The organism is Actinocorallia aurea, from assembly GCF_054783995.1.
In genome coordinates this window covers 269,538-283,834 of the sequence record NZ_BAAGPQ010000024.1, presented here as the reverse complement: position 1 = coordinate 283,834, position 14,297 = coordinate 269,538, and the positions used below count along the sequence as shown (strand labels likewise).

The 14,297-nt window shown below is 72.9% G+C and carries 16 protein-coding genes; 4 read left to right on the top strand and 12 right to left on the bottom strand.

Annotated features, from left to right (window positions below):
- Positions 1 to 3: 3 nt before the first annotated feature.
- The 3 genes from ACYVOM_RS28400 to ACYVOM_RS28390 form a co-directional block, all read right to left on the bottom strand.
- Positions 4 to 747: an MBL fold metallo-hydrolase gene (locus ACYVOM_RS28400; RefSeq protein WP_460306582.1), complete on the bottom strand. Its 744-nt coding sequence runs from the start codon at positions 745 to 747 to the stop codon at positions 4 to 6.
- 25 nt (positions 748 to 772) lie between these two features.
- Entirely contained in the window at positions 773 to 1,597 is an 825-nt protein-coding gene (murI, locus tag ACYVOM_RS28395; protein WP_460306581.1) for a glutamate racemase, read from the bottom strand.
- A gap of 163 nt (positions 1,598 to 1,760) precedes the next feature.
- Complete coding sequence (locus tag ACYVOM_RS28390) at positions 1,761 to 2,591, bottom strand: thioesterase family protein (RefSeq protein WP_460306580.1); 831 nt, start codon at positions 2,589 to 2,591, stop codon at positions 1,761 to 1,763.
- Positions 2,592 to 2,654: 63 nt separating this feature from the next.
- Here ACYVOM_RS28390 and ACYVOM_RS28385 point away from each other — a divergent pair, with 63 nt between their 5' ends.
- Positions 2,655 to 3,527: a DUF3825 domain-containing protein gene (locus ACYVOM_RS28385; protein ID WP_460306579.1), complete on the top strand. Its 873-nt coding sequence runs from the start codon at positions 2,655 to 2,657 to the stop codon at positions 3,525 to 3,527.
- 65 nt (positions 3,528 to 3,592) lie between these two features.
- Here ACYVOM_RS28385 and ACYVOM_RS28380 read toward each other — a convergent pair whose 3' ends face one another.
- The 5 genes from ACYVOM_RS28380 to clpS all read right to left on the bottom strand — a co-directional run bounded on the left by ACYVOM_RS28380 (position 3,593) and on the right by clpS (position 6,261).
- Entirely contained in the window at positions 3,593 to 4,540 is a 948-nt protein-coding gene (locus ACYVOM_RS28380) for a PLP-dependent cysteine synthase family protein (RefSeq protein WP_460306578.1), read from the bottom strand.
- Between the two features lie 3 nt (positions 4,541 to 4,543).
- Positions 4,544 to 4,816 (bottom strand): MoaD/ThiS family protein, encoded by a 273-nt coding sequence (locus ACYVOM_RS28375; RefSeq protein WP_460306616.1) that lies wholly within the window; start codon positions 4,814 to 4,816, stop codon positions 4,544 to 4,546.
- A gap of 122 nt (positions 4,817 to 4,938) precedes the next feature.
- The gene (locus tag ACYVOM_RS28370; protein WP_460306577.1) at positions 4,939 to 5,361 is read right to left on the bottom strand and encodes a M67 family metallopeptidase; all 423 of its coding nucleotides are present in this window, start codon (positions 5,359 to 5,361) and stop codon (positions 4,939 to 4,941) included.
- A gap of 76 nt (positions 5,362 to 5,437) precedes the next feature.
- Positions 5,438 to 5,971: a DUF2017 domain-containing protein gene (locus ACYVOM_RS28365; protein ID WP_460306576.1), complete on the bottom strand. Its 534-nt coding sequence runs from the start codon at positions 5,969 to 5,971 to the stop codon at positions 5,438 to 5,440.
- Positions 5,971 to 6,261, bottom strand: a complete 291-nt coding sequence (gene clpS, locus ACYVOM_RS28360; protein ID WP_460306575.1) for an ATP-dependent Clp protease adapter ClpS — start codon at positions 6,259 to 6,261, stop codon at positions 5,971 to 5,973. Before clpS ends, ACYVOM_RS28365 begins: the two co-directional genes overlap by 1 nt.
- Positions 6,262 to 6,334: 73 nt before the next feature.
- Here clpS and ACYVOM_RS28355 point away from each other — a divergent pair, with 73 nt between their 5' ends.
- A complete protein-coding gene (locus ACYVOM_RS28355; RefSeq protein WP_460306574.1) occupies positions 6,335 to 7,627 on the top strand; it encodes a nicotinate phosphoribosyltransferase in 1,293 nt (430 codons plus the stop codon).
- 25 nt (positions 7,628 to 7,652) lie between these two features.
- The gene (locus tag ACYVOM_RS28350; RefSeq protein WP_460306573.1) at positions 7,653 to 8,228 is read left to right on the top strand and encodes an isochorismatase family protein; all 576 of its coding nucleotides are present in this window, start codon (positions 7,653 to 7,655) and stop codon (positions 8,226 to 8,228) included.
- Here the strand turns inward: ACYVOM_RS28350 and ACYVOM_RS28345 are convergent.
- Both ACYVOM_RS28345 and ACYVOM_RS28340 read right to left on the bottom strand, forming a co-directional pair.
- Positions 8,225 to 8,887, bottom strand: a complete 663-nt coding sequence (locus ACYVOM_RS28345) for a response regulator transcription factor (RefSeq protein WP_460306572.1) — start codon at positions 8,885 to 8,887, stop codon at positions 8,225 to 8,227. The genes ACYVOM_RS28350 and ACYVOM_RS28345 overlap by 4 nt on opposite strands.
- Complete coding sequence (locus tag ACYVOM_RS28340; RefSeq protein WP_460306571.1) at positions 8,884 to 10,011, bottom strand: sensor histidine kinase; 1,128 nt, start codon at positions 10,009 to 10,011, stop codon at positions 8,884 to 8,886. Before ACYVOM_RS28340 ends, ACYVOM_RS28345 begins: the two co-directional genes overlap by 4 nt.
- A 151-nt stretch (positions 10,012 to 10,162) precedes the next feature.
- On the opposite strand from ACYVOM_RS28340, the gene ACYVOM_RS28335 reads away from it, so the two are divergent.
- Positions 10,163 to 11,695: a hypothetical protein gene (locus ACYVOM_RS28335; RefSeq protein ID WP_460306570.1), complete on the top strand. Its 1,533-nt coding sequence runs from the start codon at positions 10,163 to 10,165 to the stop codon at positions 11,693 to 11,695.
- On the opposite strand, the gene ACYVOM_RS28330 is transcribed toward ACYVOM_RS28335, so the two are convergent.
- Both ACYVOM_RS28330 and ACYVOM_RS28325 read right to left on the bottom strand, forming a co-directional pair.
- Positions 11,681 to 13,414, bottom strand: a complete 1,734-nt coding sequence (locus ACYVOM_RS28330; RefSeq protein WP_460306615.1) for a DEAD/DEAH box helicase — start codon at positions 13,412 to 13,414, stop codon at positions 11,681 to 11,683. The genes ACYVOM_RS28335 and ACYVOM_RS28330 overlap by 15 nt on opposite strands.
- Positions 13,415 to 13,515: 101 nt before the next feature.
- Positions 13,516 to 14,256, bottom strand: coding sequence for a hypothetical protein (locus ACYVOM_RS28325; RefSeq protein ID WP_460306569.1), 741 nt, complete (start codon positions 14,254 to 14,256; stop codon positions 13,516 to 13,518).
- Between the last annotated feature and the right edge of the window lie 41 nt (positions 14,257 to 14,297).

Below are 14,297 nucleotides of genomic sequence, written 5' to 3'. Positions count from 1 at the left end.
AGATCAGAGCCGGTAGACGGCTCCGCTGCGCGCCAGATCGATGGGCCCGGAGTAGTCGGTGTCCTTGGCCTCGACCATGGAGCGTTCGGCGTCGTTCCACGGGACCAGATGGGTCAGGACGAGCCTTGCGGCCCCCGCGCGCTGCGCGTACTCGGCGGCTTCGCGCGCGCTGAGGTGCAGGTCGGGCGGGTTGTCACCGTCGAGGAAGGACGCCTCGCACAGGAAGAGGTCGGCGTCGCGGGCGAGGTCGACGAGGACGTCGGTGCGGCCCGTGTCGCCGGAGTACGCGACGGACTTGCCGTTCGAGGTGATCCGGAACCCGTAGGACTCGATCACGTGGTTGACGGGCCGGACGGTGATCTCGAACGGCCCTGCCTGAAGGGTCGGGGCGAGCGGGACGAAGTCGAACGTGTCCGTCATGCCGGGGTTGATCGGCAGGTCGTAGGCCTCGGCCATGCGCTTGTCGGCGGCGGGCGGCGCGAAGACGGGGATGCGGGGCTTCTCCCCGCCGGGACAGTACTTGCGCGCGACGTAGTAGCCGCACAGGTCCATGCAGTGGTCGGCGTGCAGGTGGGAGATCGCGATGGCGTCGATGCCGTAGAGATCGTGGTGGCGCTGGAGCGCGCCGAGCGCGCCGTTGCCGAAATCGAGGAGCAGCGAGTAGCCCTCGTCCTCGAAGAGATAGCAGGAGGCGGGGCTGTCCGGCCCCGGGAAGCTGCCAGAGCAGCCGATGACGGTCACCCGCACGGGGAGCTCCTCTACTGGCTGTGGGTCATGGGGTGAGGCGGAAGACGCTGGTGTCGGACGGGGACTCCACGTAGCCGATCACCGGTCCGAGGAACCGTCGTCCGATCGCGGAGAACACGTCGGGATCCCCGGTCGCGCGGAACCGGTGGACGGGTGGAGCGGCGGCCTCCGCGCGGGCCATGCCCCTGTCGTGCAGTAGTCGGTAGACGTCCTTGGCCGTCTCGTCTGCGCTGGAGACGAGGGTGACGCCGTCGCCCACCACGTAGGAGATGACGCCCGTCAGCAGCGGGTAGTGAGTACAGCCCAGGATCAGAGTGTCACACCCCGCCTCGATGATGGGAGACAAGTACGCGCGGGCGACGTCGAGCAGTTCTGGGCTCATCGTGACACCCCGCTCGACGAACTCCACGAATCTGGGGCAGGCGACGCTGGTGAGTTCGATGTGGGGTGCGATCTCGAACGCGTCGTCGTAGGCGCGGCTGGTGACTGTGGCGTGGGTGGCGATGAGGCCCACCTTGCCGTTGCGGGTGGCGGCGACGGCGCGCCGCGCCGCGGGGAAGATCACCTCGACCACGGGGATGCCCGCGTACCGCTCGCGGGCGTCCCGCAGCATCGCCGAGCTCGCGCTGTTGCAGGCGATGACGAGCATCTTGACGCCTTCGCGGACGAGCTGGTCGAGCATCTCCAGCGCGTACTCGCGGACCTCGGCGATGGGCCGGGGGCCGTAAGGCTGACGCGCCGAGTCGCCGAGGTAGAGGATCGGTTCTCCGGGCAACTGGTCCAGAACGGCCCGTGCGACGGTGAGTCCGCCGAAGCCGCTGTCGAAGATTCCGATAGGCGCGTCTGACATGACGCCTTAGGCTATGCGAACTGGCCGGAGCACATTGTGTGACGCTCAATACATGTGCTCGCAATGTTGGTGTTACTTACGGGTACGGGCTGTACTCACTGGCCCGGCTCAAGGGCTCTTTGAGAGCCCGGCTTCGCCGGGGAGCCCTTGAACCGGGCTGTACTCACTGGCCCGGCTCAAGAGCTCTTTGAGAGCCCGGCTTCGCCGGGGAGCCCTTGGACCGGGCTGTGCGCGCGAGCTGACGGCTCTGCGCGACGAGGGTTCCGGTGGAGTCCCAGATCTCGACGTCCTCGTCGTTCCATCCGTCGCGCACGAGCCGTCCCGCGCCGATGACGGTGAGCCAGCCGGGGGCGGGCAGGGCGCGGAGGTGCCAGGTGAGGTCGACGGTCGGGGACCAGCCGGTGTTCCCGGTGTTGGCGACGACGGGGACGAGCGCGTCGAGGGCGATGGCCAGCACGTACGGGTCGGGGTCGGAGCCGTCGGCGAGGCGGAAGTAGGCGCGCATCTCGGGCCGGCCGCTGGGCCGGCCGTCGATCCAGTTCATGACGGCGGGGTCGAAGCGCATGTCGACCTGGGCGACGAATCCGCTGGAGTGGTCGCCGGAGGGGCGGCAGGCCTCGATCGGCGGCATGTACGGCTGTTCGCCCTGGTAGTGGGGTTCGGCGGCGGGGTCGAGGGTGCCGGTGGTGACCATGGCGTCGACGACGGGGCGGCCGTTCTGCACGAGCGACACCCACGAGGTGGCCGCTGTCCTGCCGGACTTGCGGGTCTGGACGAGGACTTCGGCGGGGCCGGGCTGCGCGGGGCGCAAGAAGCTCGCGGCGGTCGTGAGGGGGTGGGCGTGTGGGGACTCGGCGACGGCGGCGCGCAGCAGGACGCCCATCAGGTAGCCGCCGTTGACCGCCTCGCCGAAGCTGTACTCCTCGGCCAGGCGAGCGGCGTACTTGCCTTCGCCCAGGGACGTGACCGAGGTGGCCTCGTGGTAGGTCGTCATGGCAGGCAAGCCTACATACCGCATGAATGCCGCTCGAAAGCGCGATCCACTAGCCTGGCCCCCGTGACGCTGCACGAGTCGAAGCCCTCGTCGTTCCCGGACTTCGGACGGCTGCTGGGCGACCCGCCGTCGGCCTCCGCCGCGCGTCCCGTGCGGCCCGCCCGGGCGCTGTACGAGCAGGTGGAGCTGGGGCCGCTGCGCATCGACGGGACCACCCCCGAGGACTGCTTCGACAGGCTGGCCCGGATCGCCGCGCCCGAGCCCTGGACGGTCCCGGGCAGGGACGAGACCTGGCTGCTGCGGGAGTACGTGGAGCAGACCTACGAGCGGTTGCACGCCCAGCGCCGGGTCGCGGTCGCCGCGGACGGCTCGCGCGGCGTGTTCGACACCGGGCTCGTCACCGCCGAGGACGCCCCGGTCTACGGCCTGTGCGTGCCGGGCGCCAACGCCGACGGCGCGCCGTGGGCACTACAGGGCTGGGTCGCCGAGGGAGATCCGCGGGTCGCCGACCACTTCCCGGAGCCTCCGGCCCGCGCGGACTACGCGGCCGACCCTTCCGAGCTCGTCTACGACTGGCGGCTTCCGCTCACCGTGCACCCCCGTTCGCTCCTGGACAACCGGGAGTCGGTCGCGGTCCTGCCCGGGGAACTGCGCACGAACCCGTACCTGGCGGGCCTCGTCATGGAGGGCGCGGTGCGGCGGGCCGAGGAGCGGGCGCGGCGCGACCCGCGCTGGGCGGTGCCCGCCTGGGATCCGGCGGCCGAGCAGGTCCGGCTGCTGCTGCCGCTCGCGCTCAGCGCCCCCGATGCCGTGGACGTCGCCCTGGTCGCGGCGCTCGAAGGCCAGGTCTACCGGGGTACGGCGATCCTCGCCCTCGACGTCGCGAGGGCCCGCGCCCGGCTCCTGTCGAGGCTGACGGACTGGGTCACCGCCTGAAGCAGCGCAGGACCCGCCGGCGTGGTCCGCGGGCGGGTCCTCCCAGAGCTTCCGGCGTCTGCGGATCAGGCCCAGAGCTGGCCGTCGATCCTCGCCTCGGCCTCGTCCAGGGTGCCTTCGTAGGCGCCCGTGGACAGGTACTTCCAGCCGCCGTCGGCGACGACGAACGCGATGTCCGCGCGCTCGCCCGCCTTGACGGCCTTGGCCGCCATGCCGAGCGCGGCGTGCAGGACCGCGCCGGTGGAGATCCCGGCGAAGATCCCCTCGGACTCCAGGAGCTCACGGGTGCGGCGCAGCGCGTCGTGCGAGCCGACGGAGAACCGGGTCGTCAGGACGGTCGGGTCGTACAGCTCGGGCACGAAGCCCTCGTCCACGTTGCGCAGACCGTAGACCAGTTCGCCGTACCGCGGCTCGGCGGCGACGATCTTGACGTCCGGGACGTGCTCGCGCAGGTACCGGCCGGTGCCCATGAGGGTGCCGGTGGTCCCCAGGCCCGCGACGAAGTGGGTGATCGTCGGCAGGTCGGCGAGCAGCTCGGGGCCGGTGGTCTCGTAGTGGGCGCGAGCGTTGGCCTCGTTCCCGTACTGGTAGAGCATGACCCAGTCGGGGTGCTCGGCGGCCAGGCCCTTGGCCACCCGGACCGCCTCGTTGGAGCCGCCCGCCGCCGGGGAGGAGATGATCTCCGCGCCCCACATGCGCAGCAGCTGCCGGCGCTCGGAGGAGGTGTTCTCCGGCATCACGCAGATGATGTTGTAGCCCTTGAGCTTCGCGGCCATCGCCAGGGAGATGCCCGTGTTGCCCGAAGTGGGCTCCAGGATCGTGCAGCCCGGCGTGAGCAGCCCGTCCTTCTCGGCCTGCTCGATCATCCGCAGCGCCGGCCGGTCCTTGATGGAGCCGGTCGGGTTGCGGTCCTCCAGCTTCGCCCAGATCCGCACGTCGGGCGACGGGGACAGGCGCGGCAGGCCGACGAGCGGGGTGTGCCCCAGCGCGTCGATCAGCGATTCGTAACGCACGACTCAGCCGCCGGCGACGGCGGGGAGCACGGTGACCGTGTCGCCGTCGGAGACCTCGGTCGTCAGTCCGCCGAGGAAGCGCACGTCCTCGTCGTTCAGGTAGACGTTCACGAACCGGCGCAGGCCCTTCTCGTCGACCAGGCGGGCGCGCAGACCGGGGTGCGCCGCGTCCAGGTCGGAGAAGAGCTCGTCCAGCGTGGAGCCCTTGCCCTCGACGGCCTTGGCGCCGTCGGTGAGGTTCCGCAGGATCGTGGGGATCCGGACCTCGATCGCCATCTCGGTGATCTCCATTCACAGAAGTCGAAGCACTAGAAGTCGGGACGAACACTCACCGACAGTCGTACACGACCTCGGCACGCGAGTGGGCGAACAGGAAGCTCTGGACCATGACGACGAGTTTACCCAAGCTCGTAAACATCGACGATCTGGACCTCTTCCTCGGTGACGACGCCGTCCACGATCCGGTAGGAACGAAATTCGGCGTCATCTTCTTCCCGGGTGGAGACCAGAACGTAGTGGGCGTTCGGCTCCGACGCGTAGGAGATGTCCGTACGGGACGGGTAGGCCTCGGTCGCGGTGTGCGAGTGGTAGATCACGACGGGCTCCTCGTCCCGGTCGTCCATCTCCCGCCACACCTTGAGCTGCTCCATGGAGTCGAACCGGTAGAAGGTCGGCGACCGCTCGGCGTTCTCCATGGGCACGAACCGCTCGGGGCGGTCGGAGCCGAGGGGCCCCGCCACCACGCCGCAGGCCTCGTCGGGGTGGTCGGCGCGGGCGTGCGCCACGATCTTGTCGACGATGTCGCGGGTAACGGTCAGCATGAGCCGCATATTACCCATCCGTCGCCCGGCCCCCAGGGCCCGGGCGGATGGGCCCGGGCGCGGGCGGCGGGCCGGTTCAGTCCTGGAACAGGCACTGCACGAGGTTGTCCTGGAGGCTGGTCAGCCAGTCGTAGGTGACGAACATGGCGTAGGCGGGGTCGTCCTCGTCTAGGGCCTCGAAGCGGTCCCGGTCGTCCTCGGTGATCTCCAGCCGGGTGCCGAGGGCCAGCCGGAGGTCGTTCAGGGCGCGCAGCCACGACTGGGCCTGCTCGTCGTCCAGGCGCATGTCCGGGCCCTGGGCGAGGCACTTGAGGACCGCGGCGGCGTCGCGTTCCTTGCCTTCGCGCAGGGAGGCCTCGGTGTAGCGCCGGAACTCGCCGGACGCCTTGTCGTCGTCGCGGTAGCCGTCGGGGAAGAAGCGGGCCAGGACGGGGTCCTCGGGGGCCTCGGTGCTCTCGGAGATGCCGAGCTCGGCGAGGCCGGGATCGCCCTTGGGCAGTGCTTCGTAGAGCTGGGAGAGCTGGCCGAGGAGGTTCTCGATCACCTGGCCCTCGACCTGCTCCATGCGCAGGGAGACGCCGCCGTCGGGCAGCCGCCGGAATCCGCCCACTAGTCGTCCCGCTTCACGGTGGCCCACAGGCCGTAGGAGTGCAGCACCTCGACGTTCCGCTCCATCTCCTCGCGGGTGCCGGAGTCCACGACGGCCCGGCCCTTGTGGTGCACGTCCATCATGAGCTTCTCCGACTTCTCCCGGGCGTACCCGAAGACCGTCTGGAAGACATAGGTGACATACGACATCAGATTGACCGGATCATTCCACACAATGGTCAACCAGGGCAGATCCGGACGGACGTCCTCGTCCGCGTCGGATTTCTGCATTTCGGCGGGCGCGGTGCTCATCGGTACTCCCTCCCCCTTCCTACGAACCTACCGGGCGCACGGCCCCCGGGACCCTGCCCGTTACGCTGCCGGTGTGAACGTCGGACCTGGCGTGGGCACGGCGCTGCTCACCGATCATTATGAACTCACCATGCTCCAGGCCGCTCTGCGCGACGGCACGGCGGCGCGGCGGTCGGTGTTCGAGGTGTTCGCGCGGCGGCTGCCGCGCGGCCGGCGCTACGGCGTCGTGGCCGGGACGGGCAGGTTCCTCGACGCCCTGGAGCACTTCGCCTTCGCGCCCGAGGACCTGGAGTTCCTCACCTCCACCGGCGTCGTCGACGACGACACCGCCGCCTGGCTCGCCGACTTCCGCTTCTCCGGAGACGTGTGGGGCTACGCCGAAGGCGACTGCTACTTCCCCGAATCGCCGATTCTGCGCGTCGAGGGCCCCTTCGGGGAAGCGGTCCTGCTGGAGACCCTCGCCCTGTCGGTCTACAACCACGACTGCGCGATCGCCGCGGCCGCGTCCCGGATGGCGCAGGCCGCGGGCGACCGGCCGCTCATCGAGATGGGGTCGCGGCGCACCCACGAGGCGTCAGCCGTCGCCGCCGCCCGAGCCGCCTACCTGTGCGGCTTCGCCACGACGTCCAACCTTGAGGCAGGGCGCACCTACGGGGTGCCCACCGCCGGGACCGCCGCGCACGCCTTCACCCTCGTGCACGACGACGAGCGGGCCGCCTTCGCCTCGCAGCTGTCGGCAGCCGGAGCGGGCACCACCCTTCTCGTGGACACCTTCGACGTCCCCGAGGCGGTGCGGCTCGCCGTCGGGCTGGCACCGGACCTCGGCGCGGTCCGGATCGACTCCGGCGACCTCCGCGTCGTCGCCGAAGAGGTCAGGGCCCAGCTCGACGCGCTCGGCGCGCACGGCACCCGGATCGTCGTCACCGGCGACCTCGACGAGTACGCCATCGCGGCCCTGGCCGCCGCGCCCTGCGACGGGTACGGCGTCGGCACCTCCCTGGTGACGGGTTCCGGCGCGCCCACCGCGTCGATGGTCTACAAGCTCGTCGCCCGCGAGGACTCCTCCGGGGAGCTGAAGCCCGTCGCCAAGGACTCGCCGGGCAAGCCGAGCCGGGGCGGCCGCAAGCACGCCCACCGCCGCTTCGCCGACGGGACGGCCACCGCCGAGCTCGTCACCGTCACCGAGGCCGGGCTCACCCCGGACGACCGGCCGCTCCAGGTGCCGCTGGTGCGGTCCGGCGAGATCGTCGGCCGCGAACCGCTCACCGAGGGGCGCGAAAGGCACCGTCGCGCCCTCTCCGAGCTGCCCGCCCACGCTCTGCACCTGTCGAAGGGCGACCCCGCCCTGCCGACCCTGTTCGCCTAGGCCACGTCGGGGGAGAATCCATCCCATGTCCCGTGCACTGATCATCGTCGACGTCCAGAACGACTTCTGCGAGGGCGGCTCGCTCGCGGTGAACGGCGGCGCCGAGGTCGCCGCCGCGATCTCCGAGCACGTCGCGGCCCGCGCCGGCGAGTACGCCCACGTCGTCGCGACCCGCGACTTCCACCTCGACCCCGGCGACCACTTCTCCGAGCACCCCGACTACGCCTCGACCTGGCCGGCGCACTGCGTCATCGGCACGGCGGGGGCCGACTTCCACCCGGCGCTGGCGCTCGGCGGGGTCGAGGCGGTGTTCTCCAAGGGCCGCGAGTCCGCCGCCTACAGCGGGTTCGAGGGCCTGGCGGACGACGGCACGTCCCTCGGCGACTGGCTGTCGGGCCACGGCGTCACCGCGGTGGACGTCGTGGGGATCGCCACCGACCACTGCGTCCGGGCGACGGCCGAGGACGCCGCCCGCGCGGGCCTGGACACCACGGTCCTGCTCGGCCTCACCGCGGGCGTCGCCGCCGACACCACCGAGCGCGCCCTGGAGATCCTGCGCACCGAGGGCGTCACCCTCACCGGTGAGCCGATCGTCCGCTAGGGACCGCCGATCCGGTAGCCCACGCCGGGGGTCGTGGTGATGACGGGCGGTGCGCCGAGCCTGCGGCGCAGCCGCCCCACGGTGACCGCGACGGTGTTGGTGAGCGGGTCGGCGTGCTCGTCCCAGACGCGTTCCAGGAGGTCCTCGGCGCTGAGGAAGCCGGGCGCGGCGGCCAGCAGCGCCGTGAGGACGGCGAACTCCTTCACCGACAGCTCCACCGGCGCGCCGTCGCGCAGGACGGTCCGGGTCAGCGGGTCGAGTTCGATTCCGGCCGCGCGCAGCACCCGCGGTCTGGCCTGCGGGCGGCGGCGGGCCAGCGCCCGCACGCGCAGGACGAGCTCGGGGAAGTGGAACGGCTTGGCGAGGTAGTCGTCCGCGCCGAGCGCCAGGCCGCGCACCCGGTCGCCGGGCTCCGCCGCGGCCGTCAGCATGAGGACCATCGGCGGGTCCGGCGCGGCGGCCGCCGTGCGGCACAGGACGTCGCCGTGCAGGCCGGGCAGGTCGCGGTCCAGCACGACGACGTCGTAGCGGTGCACGGCGATCTTCTCGGCCCCGTCCAGGCCGTCGTAGGCGACGTCGACGGCCATGCCCTGGTCGCGCAGGCCCTCGGCGACGACGTCGGCGAGGGTCCGGGCGTCCTCGACCACCAGGACCCTCACCGGACCTCCCCCGGCAGGGTCGCCGTCGGCAGGGTCACGACCGCGCGCAGGCCGCCTCCGGGGCGGCCCGCCAGCTCCAGCGCGCCGCCGTGGGCCGCGGCGACGGCGGCCACGATCGCCAGGCCCAGCCCGGAGCCTTCGGCGCCGCCCGTGCGGGCCGGGCCGAGGCGGCGGAACGGCTTGGCGAGGTCGGCGATCTCCGCGGGGTCGAGTACGGGGCCGTCGGTCTCCACGACGAGCCGGGGGCCTTCGGCGGTCGTCACCCGGATCGCCCCGCCGGGCGGGGTGTGGACCGCCGCGTTGTGCACGAGGTTGTCGACGAGCCTGGCCAGCAGCGCGGCGTCGCCGCGGACCGGGGCCGGGGCGAGCGACACGGTGACCTCCCGGCCGCCGAACGGGGCCGCGGCGACGGCGCGGGCCGCCTCGGCCGCGAGGTCGACCCGGGAGGTGCCCTCCAGCGCGCGGTGCTGGGCGCGGGCCAGGACGAGCAGGCCGTCCAGGAGCGCGTCGGTGCGGTCCAGTTCGCCGCGGACGCGGCCGGCGAGCGCCAGGGTCTGCTCGGCCGCCTGGGGCTTGGCCGAGGCCACGTCGACGGCCGCGCGCATCGTGGTGAGCGGGGTGCGCAGCTCGTGCGAGGCGTCGGCGACGAACCTGCGCTGCGCCGCGAACGCCTCCTCCAACCTGCCCAGCAGGCCGTCGATGGTGTCGGCGAGTTCCTTGACCTCGTCGCGCGGCCCGGCGACGGCGAGGCGCTCGTGCAGGGTGTCGGCCGACACCCGCCGGGTCGCCGCGGTGATCGCGCGCAGCGGCGCCAGCGCACGGCCCGCCGCGACCCTGCCGAGCGCGACCGAGGCCAGGGCGAGCAGCGCCAGCGCGACGGCCGACCCGAGCAGCAGCCCCCGGTCCTGGCCCGCGCCGACCTCCGCCAGCCGCTCGCGCAGCGCGGCGGCCTGCTCGGCGGGCGGCGCGCCGGGGCCGAAGGCCGGCACGCTCTCAGCGCGCGGCGACGTGCCCAGCACCACCGCGTAGACGACGGCGAGGAGCACCGCCCCGGAGGCGAAGAAGAGCAGCCCGTACTGAAGCGTGAAGCGGCGCCGGATAGGGCGGGAGGACAGGGCGCGCATCGGCCACCCCTTCTTGCCGGTGGGCCCGGCTGGTGGGACTTGATCGCCGGGTTGACGGGTCGGATCACCCCAGGATGCCCGGTCCGACCTAACACGGGCATGACGTCCGGCGTTCGGCCGGTGTCACCCGCGAGTCCGTAGAAAGCCGTCCATGGCATTCATCCCGTCCTTCACCCGCGCCTTCCGCGCCGCCTTCTCGGAGCTGTTCCGAACCCGCCGCTACGTCGTCGTGCTCGTGTGCGCGCTTGCACTCACCGCCTTGACCGGGCCCTTCCTGGCCTGGACCGACCGCTCCGTCTGCTCCGAAGGCCAGGTCGAGGTCGCCTGCCCGGAGGCGCCGCGCGGTCTCGACGGCCGCTCCGTCACCGACTCCTTCACGTTCGCCCACCGGACCCTGCACGGCGACGGCTCCCTCACGGCCCGCCTCGCCTCCTTCACCGGCACGATCACTTACCCGCCGCCCCGCCACGACGCGATCGTCCCCGGGCTCGTCCCGTGGGCCAAGGCGGGCCTCCTGGTGAAGGCGTCGCTCGAACCGGGCGCGCCGTACGCGGCGGTGATGCTGACCGGCTCCCACGGCGTCCGCTTCCAGCACGACTTCACCGGCGACGAGGCGGGCAGCGCCGCCCCTTCCTCGCAAGCGCGCTGGCTGCGCCTCACTCGCGCGGACGACCTCATCACCGCCGAGGAGTCCCCCGACGGCACGTCCTGGCTCAGCGTCGGCTCCGCCCGCGTCCCCGGCCTTCCCGAGGACGTCCCGATCGGCCTGTTCGCCGCCTCCCCCGGCGACCTGACGATCGTCGACCGCCCCCTCGGCCCGTCCACGACCCAGAGCCGCTTCACCCAGGCCGTCGGCCTCTTCGACTCGGTCTCCGGGAGCACCTCCGGTCCGTGGACCACCACCCTCGTCGGCGACGACGGCCACCGCACCGACTGGGACCGCTTCCACAACCCCCGCGGCGTCGTCCAGGACCCCGGCGGCTCGCTGAAGGTCTCCGGCACCGGCGACCTGGCCCCAGGCACCGACCTCGCCGCCCGCCGCCCCGAATCCCTCCTCACCGGCGCCCTCCCCGCCCTCCTCCTCCTGATCACCGCGTCCGCCGCCTTCACCGCCCGCCCCCGCCGAGCCGCTTCCCCCGACCCCCGCACGCACCGCGACACCCCCGCGAACCCGTCCTCCTTCGCGGGGCGGGTCGCCGCGCTCGGCGCGGTCGGGTTCGGGGCCGGGCTCGTGGGTGGGGGGAGCGCCGTCCTGGCCGGGAAGGGGCTCGCCGGGGCCGTGGGCACGCGCCTGGCGGGGCTGCCGGCGCTGACCGAGGCGCGGATCGTCCTGGGACTCGCGGTGGTCTGGGCGGGCGCGGCCGTGCTCGCCGGATGCCTGGCGGTCCTGCTGGGCGGCCGGTGGCGCGGAGCCGCCGCGGCGGCGCTGCTGCTGCCGCTGCCCTACGCGCTCGCCCTCACGGGCGTCCTGCCGGACGGGCCCGCCTCCTGGCTGCTGCGGGCCACCCCGGCCGCGGGCATGGCCGTGCTCCAGAGCGTGCCCGCCTACCCGCAGGTGACCCGCCTGTACGCGCCGCAGACGGGCTACCTGCCTCTGCCGCCCTGGGCGGGCCTCGCCGTCCTGCTCGCCTTCACCGCGCTCGCCTTCGGGCTCGCCGCGCGGCGGACCTCACGGACGGCGTGAGGCCGCCCACTCGCGGATCTTGTCGATGCGGCGCTTGACCTCGGCCCCGCTGGCCTGCGGGATGGCGGGGCCGCCGCAGGCCTGGCGCAGCTCGGTGTGCACGACGCCGTGCGGCTTGCCCGTGCGGTGGCTCCAGGCGCCGACGAGGCCGTTCAGCTCGGTGCGCAGGGCGTGGAGGTCCTCGGCGGCCGTCGTCTCCTTCGGCGCGGTCTCCTCGCCGCCGCGCCGGCGCTGGGCGGCGAGCTGGTCGGCCTGGCGCTGGCGCAGCAGGGCGGTGACCTGCTCGGGCTCCAGCAGGCCCGGGATGCCCAGGAAGTCCTGCTCCTCCTCCGAGCCGACCGCGCCGCCGACGCCGAACTCGCCGCCGTCGAAAAGCACCCGGTCGAAGGTGGCGCTGGCCTCCATCGTCTCGAACGGGATCTCCTCGGAGAGGTCGGCGCCGTCGTTCTTGCGGTTGGCCTCGGCGAGCGCCTCGTCGTCCAGGCCGTCCTGCTCGCGCTGCTTGCGGTCCAGGACGTGGTCGCGCTCGGTCTCCATCTCGGCGGCGTGCCCCATCAGGGTCGGCACGCTCGGCAGGAACACCGAGGCGGTCTCGCCGCGCTTGCGGGCGCGCACGAAGCGGCCTACCGCCTGCGCGAAGAACAGCGGGGTCGCGGTGGAGGTCGCGTAGACGCCGACGGCCAGCCGCGGGATGTCGACGCCCTCGGACACCATCCGGACCGCGCACAGCCAGCGGTCCTCGGAATCGGCGAACTGCTTGATCTTCTTGGAGGCGTTCGGGTCGTCGGACAGGACGATCGTCGCGCCCTGCCCGGTGATCCCCCGGATCATCTTGGCGTAGGCGCGGGCCGCCTCGTGGTCGGAGGCGATGACCATCGCGCCCGCGTCCGGCATGACCTTGCGGATCTCGGTGAGCCGCTTGTCGGCGGCGTCCAGGACCTGCCGGATCCAGTCGCCCTTCGGGTCGAGCGCGGCCCGCCACGCCTGGGACACCTGGTCCTGGGTCATCGGCTGGCCGAGGCTCGCGGCGATCTCGTCGCCCGCGCGGGTCCGCCAGCGCATCTCGCCCGCGTACGCCATGAACATCACCGGACGGACGACGCCGTCCGCCAGGGCAGGGCCGTAGCCGTAGGTGTAGTCGGCGCGGCTGCGGCGGATGCCGTCGGGGCCCTCCTCGTACTCCACGAACGGGATCGGGTTGATGTCGGTGCGGAACGGGGTGCCCGACAGGGCCAGCCGGCGCGCCGCGGGCTCGAACGCCTCGCGGACCGCGTCGCCCCACGACAGGCCGTCGCCCGCGTGGTGGACCTCGTCCATGATGATCAGCGTCTTGCGCATCTCGGTGCGGTTGCGGTGCAGCGCGGGCCGGGCCGCGACCGTCGCGTAGGTGACGGCGATGCCGTGGAAGTCCTTGCCGACCTTGCCCTGAGCGTTGGTGAACTCCGGGTCGATCTTGATGCCGACGCGGGCGGCGGACTCGGCCCACTGGCGCTTCAGGTGCTCGGTCGGGCAGACCACGGTGATGCCCGCGATGGCTCTGCGGTCGAGCAGCTCGCGGGCCAGGCGCAGCGCGAAGGTCGTCTTGCCCGCGCCGGGGGTCGCCACGGCGAGGAAGTCGCGGGGGCCGTCGCGGAAGTAGAGCTCCAGCGCCTGCTGCTGCCAGGCGCGCAGCGACCCCGCGGTCCCCCACGCGGCCCGCTCGGGGTAGGCGGGGGGCATGTTCGAGGCGGCAAAGGTACTCACGATCCAGAGAGGCTACCGACCCCCACCGACACTGCGGGCCGACTTGCGGCGTGCGGGATCTCACGCCGCCCCGAGGTTCAGGCTCCGCGACGGCGCGGAGCCCCCGGTGCGCAGGGCCTCGCGGACGTGCGGGGCCACAGCCTTCCGTACCAGAAGAGGATGCCTCCGGTGAGAAGGATCGCGGCGCCCGTCCGGCCCAGCGCGGCGGTGTCCTGGCCGGTATAGGGCAGTTCCTCCGCCCGCGCCTTGGTCTTGCCCTTGCCGCCGCCTTCGCCCTCGGCCTTGCCGGGAGCGGCGCCCTCCGGCCGCCCTTCTGATCCCTGCTTCTCCGGTGCCCGCCCGTCCGGTGCCTGCTCTTCTGGAGCTTGGCCCTTCGGCGCCCCCTCCTCGGGAGCAGCGCCCTCGGCGGACGGTTCCCGGGGCGTCGTCCCGCCGGGGGCCGTGCCGGTCTCTGCGGGCGTCTCAGGGGCCTGCCCGGCCTCCTCGTACCCCGGCTCGACGGCCGAGCTCCCGCAGGACGCGGTGCGGACCGCGGAACCGACCTCGGTGCCCTGGCCGTCCCGCACCGAGACGCGCAGCGGAATCCCGTCGCCGGTGAGGAAGACCTTGCTGTCCAGCCGGGTCCCCGCGGCGATGAACTCGGTGCGCAGGATCTGGTCGCCGACCCGCAGCTCGTAGAACGCGTCGGTGCCGCCCGGGTTGACGACCTGGACGTCGACCACCCGGTCGGGGCAGCGCACCTCGCCGAAGGCCACCTGGAGCGGGCCGACGCCGGGACCGTCCCCGGCCACGGCGAGCAGCAGCAGTTCCCCGAACACCGCGACCTCCCCCGGAACGTGACCGAATGATCACACCGGGT

Bases quoted from the DNA above. Each gene is read 5' to 3' on its own strand.
- murI (WP_460306581.1), bottom strand. From the start codon at position 1,597: ATGTCAGACGCGCCTATCGGAATCTTCGACAGCGGCTTCGGCGGACTC.
- clpS (WP_460306575.1), bottom strand. From the start codon at position 6,261: ATGAGCACCGCGCCCGCCGAAATGCAGAAATCCGACGCGGACGAGGAC.
- ACYVOM_RS28370 (WP_460306577.1), bottom strand. From the start codon at position 5,361: ATGCTGACCGTTACCCGCGACATCGTCGACAAGATCGTGGCGCACGCC.
- ACYVOM_RS28390 (WP_460306580.1), bottom strand. From the start codon at position 2,591: ATGACGACCTACCACGAGGCCACCTCGGTCACGTCCCTGGGCGAAGGC.
- ACYVOM_RS28330 (WP_460306615.1), bottom strand. From the start codon at position 13,414: ATGCCCCCCGCCTACCCCGAGCGGGCCGCGTGGGGGACCGCGGGGTCG.
- ACYVOM_RS28350 (WP_460306573.1), top strand. From the start codon at position 7,653: ATGTCCCGTGCACTGATCATCGTCGACGTCCAGAACGACTTCTGCGAG.
- ACYVOM_RS28340 (WP_460306571.1), bottom strand. From the start codon at position 10,011: ATGCGCGCCCTGTCCTCCCGCCCTATCCGGCGCCGCTTCACGCTTCAG.
- ACYVOM_RS28335 (WP_460306570.1), top strand. From the start codon at position 10,163: ATGGCATTCATCCCGTCCTTCACCCGCGCCTTCCGCGCCGCCTTCTCG.
- ACYVOM_RS28375 (WP_460306616.1), bottom strand. From the start codon at position 4,816: ATGGCGATCGAGGTCCGGATCCCCACGATCCTGCGGAACCTCACCGAC.